Below are 8,475 nucleotides of genomic sequence, written 5' to 3' on the forward strand. Positions count from 1 at the left end.
ATCGGCGAGCGGACGAAGCCGCGCCCGTCAGAAGGCGAGGTCGAACCGGGTTTCGTTCCGCGACAGCGACAGCGTACGGCGCGCGGCAAGGGCCGCCCTGGGCAACAGCGCGAATTGCACCTCGGAAGCGGCGATTTCGCCCTCCGGCACGCGGTTCTCCGAGATCGGCACCCAGAGCCGGGGATCGAGGTTCAGCCGCGGACCTTCGGCCGCCAGCACCACATCCTCGCCCGAGCCGCTGATCGCGATCCTGCCGCCGCGCAACAGCGCGGTCTCGGCGCAGAGCACCGCCAGCAGCACCACCTTGGCCAGCGCGCGCGGCAACGCGGCGGGCGGTTCGGCGGCAATCTCGATCCGGCTGCCGCCATAATACTCGGCCAGGATCCCGGCGATTTCGCCGCCCGCGATCTGGACCCCGTCCCCGGCCGCGCCAAAGGCCAGGCGGAACAGCCGGATGCGCCCGTTCGCGCGGGCCACGCTGTCTGTGATCAGCGCGAACTCCTCGCGCCCCGACAGGCCCGGCGCCATCGCCAGAAGTTCCATTCCGTTGCCGATCGCGCCGATCGGGCTGATAAGATCGTGGCAGATGCGCGAGCCGACAAGCGCGGTCAGATCAGTCATTGTGTCAATCCTTTGTGCGGCGACCGGCAGGGAGAGAGCCGATGAAGCCAATGAATTCCATTCTCGAACCCGGCATGCTGGTGCGCCATCCCGGCCAGCCAGACTGGGGCACCGGGCAGGTCCAGTCGGTGATCGGCGCGCGGATCGCGGTCAATTTCCGCGAGGCGGGCAAGGTGGTGATTGACGGGGCGCGGATCGAGCTCATGCCTGTTTACGATTCCTAACAGCTTGTGCGGGCAGGCTGACCGAAGATGGTTAACGCGGCCTTAACGGGGATCTGGCGAACAGGCGGATGCGCGGCGGCACGCGCAGTTGCGCTTTGGCGCCCGGCCCCCTAGAACGCGCCCAGACCGCCCCGCCGGGGCCGCCGGAGCCCGCGCCGATGCAACCGCCCGAGGACCATTTCGAGCTGCGCCTTGCCCAGACCGAGGCCGATCTGCGCGCCGCCCAGCGCCTGCGCTACGAGGTGTTCGTGGCGGAACTGGGCGGTGACGGGCCGCTGGTCGATCACCAGAACCGGCTGGAACGGGACGCGTTCGATCCGCATTACGATCACCTGATTCTGATCGACACGCGCCGCGACGCAGCGGCGCTGGATCATGTGGTGGGCGTCTACCGGCTGTTGACCTCGGAACGGGCGGCGGAGCTGGGGCGGTTCTATACCGAGGACGAGTACGACCTGACCCGGCTCAAGGACAGCGGGCGGCGGTTGCTGGAACTGGGGCGGTCCTGCGTGCATGCCGATTATCGTGGCGGCACGGCACTTTATCACCTGTGGAACGGGCTGGCCGATTATGTGCTGGAACGCGGGGTCGAGGTGCTGTTCGGGGTGGCCAGTTTCCACGGCACCGATGTCGAGGCATTGGCCGAGCCGCTGTCGCTGCTGCATCATCGTTTCCTTGCGCCCGAACCGCTGCGCGTGCGCGCGGTCGAGGGGCATTTCCAGCGGATGGACCTGCTGGCCGAGGTCGCGATCGACCGCAAGCGCGCGATGCTGGCGATGCCCGCGCTGATCAAGGCCTATCTGCGGCTTGGCGGATTCGTGGGCGAGGGCGCCTTTGTCGACCGGGCATTCAACACGATTGATGTCTGCCTGGTGATGGATACAGCGCAGATGAACGCCAAAAGCAGCGCGCGCTATGTGCGGGGGCGGGGGTGAGCACCTGGCGCGGGGCCGAACCGCCGCCCTCGCCGCCGATCCCGCTGGCGGGCTGGCTGCGGGTGGTCTGGCGCGGCACGGCGCTGGGGGTCGTGACCTTCGGCTGCCTTGGCCTGCTGCTGCTGGTGCGGCTGGTCGAACGCCCGCTTTTCGGCTGGCACCGGCCCGTCACGCCCTTCATCACGCAATTCGTCTGCCGGATGGCCTTTGTCATCCTGGGGATGCGCCATTCGGTGCGCGGCCGGCAGATGCGCGAACGTGGCGCGGTGGTGGCCAACCATGCGTCCTGGCTGGATATCTTTGCGCTGAACGCGAAGAAGCGGATCTATTTCGTCTCGAAATCCGAGGTGGCAGGCTGGCCCGGTATCGGCTGGCTGGCGCGGGCGACGGGGACGGTCTTCATCAATCGCGACCGGCGCGAGGCAAAGGCGCATAGCACCCTGTTCGAGGACCGGCTGAAGGCGAACCACAAGCTTCTGTTCTTCCCCGAGGGCACCTCGACCGACGGGCTGCGGGTTCTGCCTTTCAAGACAACGCTTTTCGCGGCGTTCTTCACGCCAGAGCTGCGGGACATCCTGCATATCCAGCCGGTCAGCGTGATCTATACCGCGCCGCCGGGCCAGCACCCGGCCTTTTATGGCTGGTGGGCCGACATGGGGTTCGGCGCGCATCTTCTGGCCGTGCTGGCCGCGCGTCCGCAGGGCCGGGTCGAACTGGTCTATCACGCGCCGCTGCGGGTGGCCGATTACCCCGACCGCAAGGCATTGGCCCGGGCCTGCGAGGAGGCGGTGCGCAGTGCCATGCCGGGCGGGTCAGGGCAGGGCGGGGCCAGCGCGGCAGGCTAAAGCCGGCCCGCAAGGTGCAGGTCCAGATCCTCCAGCCGGTCCTGGCCCCAGAACCGTTCATCCCTGTCGGTGATGTAGAACGGGGCGCCAAAGACGCCGCGGGCGGTGGCTTCTTCCAGGTTCGCGGCATAGGTCTCGGCCCCGGCCAGCAGCCCGCGATCTGCCAGCCCCGGATCGAACCCTGCCGCGGTCAGGCAATCGCGGATCACCGCATCCTCGGCCACGTCCCGTTCCTCGGCCCAGCAGGCGCGCAGAAGCCCATGCACCAGCGCCCCGGTATCCCCGCCGCCCGCCGCCTGCGCCGCGATGATCGCATAGGCCGCGGGCGCAGGGTTCGTCGGGAAATGCGCGGGCTTCAGCGTGATCGGCAGCCCGCGTTTCGCTGCCTGGCGGCGAAGCTCCTGCAACCGGTAGGCGCGGCGGCATTCCGGCCGGTCGGCCAGCGCCACGCCGCCAGTTCGGGCGAAAAGCGCCATCATGTCCAAGGGCTTGTAGGCGATCGTGGCGCCGTGGCGCGCGGCGATCTCCTCCAGCCGCTGGCCCGCGAGATAGCAGTAAGGCGAGATCGCCGTGAAGAAATAGTCGATATGGGCCATCGCGCACCTGTCTCCCTCACTAGGTTTTCAAGACCGTAACCGGGTGATAAGCGCTGTCAACGTCACGCGACCGTCGCGAATCCGCTGCCCCCGAGGACTCTCCCGATGCATACCATCCACGAACCGAAACTGATTTCGGGCAATGCCAACCGTCCGCTTGCCTCCGCCATCGCCCGGCGGATGTCGATGCATCGGGGGGTGAACGTCAACCTTGTCGATGCCCGGGTCGAGCGGTTCAACGATCAGGAAATCTTTGTCGAGGTCTATGAGAATGTCCGCGGCGAGGACATGTTCATCATCCAGCCGACCTCGAACCCGGCGAATGATAACCTGATGGAACTGATGATCATGGCCGATGCGCTGCGCCGGTCTTCGGCCGCCCGCATCACCGCCGTCATCCCCTATTTCGGCTATGCCCGCCAGGATCGCCGCACCAAGGCGCGCACCCCGATCAGCGCCAAGCTGGTCGCCAACCTGCTGACCGAGGCCGGGATCGAGCGCATCCTGACGATGGACCTGCACGCCGCGCAGATCCAGGGCTTCTTCGACATCCCCGTGGACAACCTCTATTCCTCGCCGATCTTCGCGCTGGATATCGCGCATCATTTCAATGGCATCGGCGACAAGATCACGGTGGTCTCGCCCGATGTCGGCGGCGTGGCGCGCGCGCGCGAACTGGCGCAGCGGATCGGGGCGGGGCTGGCCATCGTCGACAAGCGCCGCTCGCGCCCCGGCGAGGTGGCCGAGATGACCGTGATCGGCGAGGTCGAGGGGCAGACTTGCTTCATCGTGGACGATCTGTGCGACACCGCCGGAACGCTGGTCAAGGCGGCCGACAAGCTGCTGGAGGCCGGGGCCGCCGAGGTGCATGCCTATATCAGCCATGGCGTCTTCTCGGGGCCTGCGGTGGAACGCATCACCGGATCGCGGCTGAAAACGCTGGTGGTGACGGATTCGATCCAGCCGACCGAGCCGGTCAGGGCCGCCCACAACATCCGCATCGTGCCGACCGCGCCGCTGTTCGCGCAGGCGATCATGAATATCTGGCAGGGCACGTCCGTTTCGTCGCTGTTCGAGCACGAGACTTTGTCGCCGATTTACGAAGGGCTCTACTCGCGCGCCATCTAGGCAGGGCGCAAGTGCCCCTTTGACATTTCCCGCCAATAGGCTAGGCATGTCCCACTTCGGTTCCGCCCCCGCACGGGGCGGATGAAAAGGGAACGCGGTGCGCCCGGCAACGGGCAATTCCGCGGCTGCCCCCGCAACTGTAGGCGGAGAGCGCGGCTGACAGGTGCCACTGGGCGCAATGCCCCGGGAAGGCCAGCCAAGCGAAGACCCGCAAGCCAGGAGACCTGCCGAAGCATGTTCACCCTGTCCGGGCGCGGGGCGCGACCCGGCGGCGGCCAGACCGCAGAGGTGATGCAATGCACCGTCTGCGGCCGGCCTCCGCGCCCGTCCGGACAGATGACGACAGGGCGAGGGGACTGCGGCCATGCGTGCCGAACGAAATTGGGAATCCGCACGACGCGGACCGGGATGGCGGCGATGAGGTTCCGCGCGCTGATCGCCGCGCTGTCGGCCCTGGTCGCGGCGCTGTTTCTGGTCGCGTTGCTGGTCGGCCCCGCCGGGCTTGCGCCGGGCGAAAGCCTTGTTGCGCTGGTCTCGGGCAAGGGCGATGCCGCCGCGCTGGTGATGCGCGAGATCCGGCTGCCCCGCGCGATCCTTGCGGTTCTGGTCGGCGCAAGCCTTGGCCTGTCTGGGGCCGCGTTGCAGGGCTATCTGCGCAATCCGCTGGCCGAACCGGGGCTGATCGGCGTCTCGGCCTCGGCTGCGCTTGGGGCGGTTATCGCGCTTCAGACCGGGCTGGCGGCGGCGCATGCGCTGGCGCTGCCGGGGCTGGCGCTGGCCGGTGCTTTGGTTGCGGTGCTGCTGCTGCTGGTGCTGGCCGGCCCGCGCGGCGGGGCCTTCACGCTGATCCTGGCGGGCATTGCGCTGTCCTCGCTGGCCGGCGCTCTGACGGCGCTGGTGCTGAACCTTTCGCCCAACCCCTATGCCGCGGCCGATATCGTGTTCTGGATGATGGGCTCGCTCGCGGATCGGTCCTTTGCCCATGTCTGGCTGGCGCTGCCGCTGACGCTGCTGGGCTGGCTCTTGATCGCGGGGCTGGGCCGCGGGCTTGACGCGCTGACGCTGGGCGAGGACGCGGCCGAGGCGCTGGGCATCCGGCTCTCGCGCCTGCGGCTGGCGCTGGTGCTGGGGGTCGCGGCCTCGGTCGGTGCGGGCGTGGCGGTGGCAGGGGCCATCGGCTTTGTCGGTCTGATCGTGCCGCATCTTTTGCGCCCGCTGGTCGGCGCGCGGCCCGGGCGGCTCTTGCTGGCCTCGGCGCTGGGGGGGGCGGCGCTGCTGCTGGCCTCGGACCTTGCGGTGCGGCTGATCCTGCCCGATCGCGACCTCAAGCTTGGCGTTCTGACCGCGATCATCGGCGCGCCGCTGTTCTTCCACCTGATCTACAAGACACGGCGCGAGGCGGGCGCATGAGCGGGCTGATCCTGTCGCATCTGAGCGTCTATCGCGGCCCCTGTCCGGTGGTCGACGATGTGTCCGCCGAGTTGCGCCCCGGCGAATTCGTCGGCCTGATCGGGCCGAACGGGGCGGGCAAGACGACGCTGATGCGCGCAGCACTCGGCCTGATCCGTCACAAGGGCGCCTCGTCGCTGGCGCGCCTGTCGGCGGCAGAGCGCGCCCGGACGGCCGCCTGGTTGCCTCAGATGCGCGAGGTCGCCTGGCCGGTCAGCGTGGAAACGCTGGTGGGGCTTGGTCGCACGCCGCATCTGCGCCCGGGCCAGCGGATGGGCGAAGCCGACCGCGCCGCCATTGCCCGCGCGCTGGACCGGATGGATCTGGCCGGGTTCGAGCATCGCCGCGCCACCGCGCTGTCGGGTGGCGAACAGGCGCGCGCGCTGATCGCCCGCGCCGTCGCGCAGGAGGCCCCGGTGCTGATCGCCGACGAACCGATCGCCGGGCTCGACCCCGCGCATCAGATCACTACCATGCGCCTGTTCGCGGGGCTTGCCGCCGAGGGGCGTCTGGTCGTCGCCGCGCTGCACGATCTGGGCCTTGCCGCAAGGTTCTGCACCCGGCTTCTGGTGCTGCATCGCGGGCGGCTGGAGGGCGACGGCCCCCCCCGCGAGGTGCTGGACGAGGCGATGCTTGCCCGCGTCTTCGGGCTGCGCGCCTATCTTGCCGACACGCCCGAGGGGCCCATCGTCCAGCCGGTGGAGGTGGTGACATGACCCACCGCCCGGTCCCGGCGATCCGATCCGGTGCCCGCAGCCCCGCGCCGCAGGGCGCAGAAGGAGGCCGATGATGGAGGCGATTGCCCTGTTACTCGACCGTGGCGGCCCGGCGATATGGGCCATCGCGGCGCTCTCGGTGGCGACGCTGGCGCTGATCCTGTGGAAGCTGTGGCGCCTTGCCCTGCTGGGCGCCTTTGCCGGGCAGCGCGCCGAACGCGCTGTCATGCTCTGGCAACAGGGTGCCCGCGACGAGGCGGCGGCGGCGGTCGCAGGCCGGGTCGGGCTGCGGGCCCGGCTGGTGCGGGCGGCGATCGGGGCGCTGGGCGCGGGCCTGCCCGAGGCCAAGGCGCGCGAGGAGACCACCCGCATCGCCCGCCGCCTGCTGGCCGAGGCGCGCGCGGGGATCAGGGCGCTGGAACTGATCTCGGTGATCGCGCCGCTTCTGGGGCTTCTGGGCACGGTCATGGGCATGATCGAGGCGTTCCAGGTGCTGGAATCCTCGGGCGCCGCGGCCGATCCGTCCGATCTGGCCGGGGGCATCTGGGCCGCGCTGCTGACCACGGCCGCGGGCATGGCCGTGGCGATTCCCGCCGCCATGGCCGTCACCTGGTTCGAGGCCATTGCCGACAGCGCCCGCGCCGATATGGAGGATCTGGCGACGCGGCTGTTCCTGGCCGGGGGGGCGCACTGATGTTCGCCTTCGATCAGCCTCGCCGCATCCGCCGCCCCAGCCTGACGCCGATGATCGACGTGGTCTTTCTGCTGCTGGTGTTCTTCATGCTCGCCGCCCGGTTCGGCCCGCTTTCGGGGCTGGAGCTGACGCCCGCCACCGCCGCCCCGGCCGAATGGCAGGGCCCGCCCCGGCTGGTCGAGGTGGCGCCGGGCGCGCTGCGGCTGAACGGCGTGGCGATGGACCTGCCCGCGCTGGCGGCGGCACTGGGCCGGCTGACCGACAGCCCCGCCGATCCGGTGCTGATCCGCCCGCGCGACGGGGTTGCCCTTCAGGCCCTTGTCGATGCGATGGAGGCGCTGGCGGGCGCGGGTTTCTCGGGTCTGGTGCTGGTGGAGTAGGGGCGATGTTCGATTTTCGCAGCCCGACCCCGCACCCCAGGGCCGAAAGCATCGTGCCGATGATCAACGTGGTCTTCCTGTTGCTCATCTTCTTCCTGATGAGCGCCCGGATCGCGCCCCCCGAGCCATTCGAGACCGCGCCGCCCCGCGCCACGGCGCAGGATCCGCTCGCGGGCGACACGCTTTACCTTTCGGCCGACGGGGCTCTGGCCTATGGCCCGGCGCGGGGCGAGGCGGTCTTTGCTGCGCTTGCCGCCCGTGACCCGGCCCTGCCACTGGTGATCCGCGCCGATGCCGGGGCCGAGGCTGTGGCGCTGGCCCGACTGGCGGCGCGGCTGGCAGCCGAGGGGCATGGCGCGCTGCGCCTGCAAACGGTGCCGCGATGAGACGGCTGGCGGAGATATCGGTCTTCCTGCCGCTGGCCGCGGGGCTGCACGTGGCGGCCTTCGGCTTTGCCTCGGGGCCGCAGGGCGCTGCCGGGGGCGGGGGGGGCGAGGGCGGCGCGGCGCTGGTGACGCTGGCGGCCGCCCCTCCGGCGCTGTCGCGCCTGGCCGAGGAATGGGCCGCCCCGCCCGAGGCCCAGATTGCCACCCACGACCCGCGTGCCCCGGCGCCCGCCGCCCTGCCGCGCAGCCCCGGCCCCGACGCGGCCCCCGCCGAACCGGTCCTGTCCGCGCTGCCCGAGGCCCCAGCAGCCGATGCCGCTCCCGCCGCGCTGGATCCGCCGCCCGCGATTACCCTGCCGCTCGCCGATCTGCCCGCGCTTGCCACCCCGCCCGCGCCGGGCCGTCCCGCCCATGCCGCGCCCGCCCAGGACCGGCCCCTGCGCCCGGGCGGACCCGCCGCGCTGGACGCGCCGTCGCCCGAGGCGCCGCCCATGGCATGTA

At 70.3% G+C, this 8,475-nt stretch carries 11 protein-coding genes, 1 pseudogene and 1 riboswitch; of the genes and pseudogenes, 10 read left to right on the plus strand and 2 right to left on the minus strand.

The genetic code is table 11. The annotated features are described in order from the left end of the window. Positions 1–27 precede the first annotated feature (27 nt). Positions 28–621, minus strand: a complete 594-nt coding sequence (locus GH815_RS12760) for a histidine phosphotransferase family protein (RefSeq protein ID WP_153749163.1) — start codon at positions 619–621, stop codon at positions 28–30. Between the two features lie 41 nt (positions 622–662). Between GH815_RS12760 and GH815_RS12765 the strand changes: the two genes are divergently transcribed. The 3 genes from GH815_RS12765 to GH815_RS12775 all read left to right on the plus strand — a co-directional run bounded on the left by GH815_RS12765 (position 663) and on the right by GH815_RS12775 (position 2,625). Next, positions 663–845: a DUF3553 domain-containing protein gene (locus GH815_RS12765; RefSeq protein WP_153749164.1), complete on the plus strand. Its 183-nt coding sequence runs from the start codon at positions 663–665 to the stop codon at positions 843–845. Positions 846–1,003: 158 nt separating this feature from the next. Beyond that, a complete protein-coding gene (locus GH815_RS12770) occupies positions 1,004–1,780 on the plus strand; it encodes a GNAT family N-acetyltransferase (RefSeq protein ID WP_153749165.1) in 777 nt (258 codons plus the stop codon). Beyond that, on the plus strand, positions 1,777–2,625 hold the full coding sequence (locus GH815_RS12775; protein ID WP_343030855.1) for a lysophospholipid acyltransferase family protein: 849 nt from the start codon (positions 1,777–1,779) through the stop codon (positions 2,623–2,625). The genes GH815_RS12770 and GH815_RS12775 overlap by 4 nt, the downstream gene beginning before the upstream one ends. On the opposite strand, the gene GH815_RS12780 is transcribed toward GH815_RS12775, so the two are convergent. Beyond that, a complete protein-coding gene (locus tag GH815_RS12780; RefSeq protein ID WP_153749166.1) occupies positions 2,622–3,221 on the minus strand; it encodes a 2-hydroxychromene-2-carboxylate isomerase in 600 nt (199 codons plus the stop codon). The genes GH815_RS12775 and GH815_RS12780 overlap by 4 nt on opposite strands. A gap of 105 nt (positions 3,222–3,326) precedes the next feature. Here GH815_RS12780 and GH815_RS12785 point away from each other — a divergent pair, with 105 nt between their 5' ends. From GH815_RS12785 to GH815_RS19040, 7 genes and pseudogenes are all read left to right on the plus strand, one after another. Continuing rightward, complete coding sequence (locus tag GH815_RS12785; protein WP_153749167.1) at positions 3,327–4,349, plus strand: ribose-phosphate pyrophosphokinase; 1,023 nt, start codon at positions 3,327–3,329, stop codon at positions 4,347–4,349. Positions 4,350–4,389: 40 nt separating this feature from the next. After that, a riboswitch (cobalamin riboswitch) is annotated at positions 4,390–4,595 on the plus strand. Between the two features lie 171 nt (positions 4,596–4,766). Next, positions 4,767–5,759, plus strand: a complete 993-nt coding sequence (locus GH815_RS12790) for a FecCD family ABC transporter permease (RefSeq protein WP_153749168.1) — start codon at positions 4,767–4,769, stop codon at positions 5,757–5,759. Then, positions 5,756–6,514 carry an ABC transporter ATP-binding protein gene (locus tag GH815_RS12795; RefSeq protein ID WP_153749169.1) on the plus strand — a complete coding sequence of 253 codons (759 nt, stop codon included), beginning with the start codon at positions 5,756–5,758 and terminating at the stop codon, positions 6,512–6,514. Before GH815_RS12790 ends, GH815_RS12795 begins: the two co-directional genes overlap by 4 nt. Positions 6,515–6,587: 73 nt before the next feature. Then, positions 6,588–7,208 carry a MotA/TolQ/ExbB proton channel family protein gene (locus GH815_RS12800; RefSeq protein ID WP_246176417.1) on the plus strand — a complete coding sequence of 207 codons (621 nt, stop codon included), beginning with the start codon at positions 6,588–6,590 and terminating at the stop codon, positions 7,206–7,208. Next, positions 7,208–7,588 (plus strand): ExbD/TolR family protein, encoded by a 381-nt coding sequence (locus GH815_RS12805; protein WP_153749171.1) that lies wholly within the window; start codon positions 7,208–7,210, stop codon positions 7,586–7,588. The genes GH815_RS12800 and GH815_RS12805 overlap by 1 nt, the downstream gene beginning before the upstream one ends. 5 nt (positions 7,589–7,593) lie before the next feature. Beyond that, positions 7,594–7,974 (plus strand): ExbD/TolR family protein, encoded by a 381-nt coding sequence (locus tag GH815_RS12810; protein WP_153749172.1) that lies wholly within the window; start codon positions 7,594–7,596, stop codon positions 7,972–7,974. Then, a pseudogene (locus GH815_RS19040) lies at positions 7,971–8,475 on the plus strand (hypothetical protein); the annotation flags it as partial. The gene GH815_RS12810 and the pseudogene GH815_RS19040, both read left to right, overlap by 4 nt.

The organism is Rhodovulum strictum (assembly GCF_009649175.1).
Taxonomy (GTDB): Bacteria; Pseudomonadota; Alphaproteobacteria; order Rhodobacterales; family Rhodobacteraceae; genus Rhodovulum; species Rhodovulum strictum.

What these genes read in the sequence shown, in the direction of transcription:
- GH815_RS12760 (WP_153749163.1), bottom strand. Translation starts at nt 621, where the DNA reads ATGACTGATCTGACCGCGCTTGTCGGCTCGCGCATCTGCCACGATCTT.
- GH815_RS12765 (WP_153749164.1), top strand. Translation starts at nt 663, where the DNA reads ATGAAGCCAATGAATTCCATTCTCGAACCCGGCATGCTGGTGCGCCAT.
- GH815_RS12770 (WP_153749165.1), top strand. Translation starts at nt 1,004, where the DNA reads ATGCAACCGCCCGAGGACCATTTCGAGCTGCGCCTTGCCCAGACCGAG.
- GH815_RS12780 (WP_153749166.1), bottom strand. Translation starts at nt 3,221, where the DNA reads ATGGCCCATATCGACTATTTCTTCACGGCGATCTCGCCTTACTGCTAT.
- GH815_RS12785 (WP_153749167.1), top strand. Translation starts at nt 3,327, where the DNA reads ATGCATACCATCCACGAACCGAAACTGATTTCGGGCAATGCCAACCGT.
- GH815_RS12790 (WP_153749168.1), top strand. Translation starts at nt 4,767, where the DNA reads ATGAGGTTCCGCGCGCTGATCGCCGCGCTGTCGGCCCTGGTCGCGGCG.
- GH815_RS12795 (WP_153749169.1), top strand. Translation starts at nt 5,756, where the DNA reads ATGAGCGGGCTGATCCTGTCGCATCTGAGCGTCTATCGCGGCCCCTGT.
- GH815_RS12800 (WP_246176417.1), top strand. Translation starts at nt 6,588, where the DNA reads ATGGAGGCGATTGCCCTGTTACTCGACCGTGGCGGCCCGGCGATATGG.
- GH815_RS12805 (WP_153749171.1), top strand. Translation starts at nt 7,208, where the DNA reads ATGTTCGCCTTCGATCAGCCTCGCCGCATCCGCCGCCCCAGCCTGACG.
- GH815_RS12810 (WP_153749172.1), top strand. Translation starts at nt 7,594, where the DNA reads ATGTTCGATTTTCGCAGCCCGACCCCGCACCCCAGGGCCGAAAGCATC.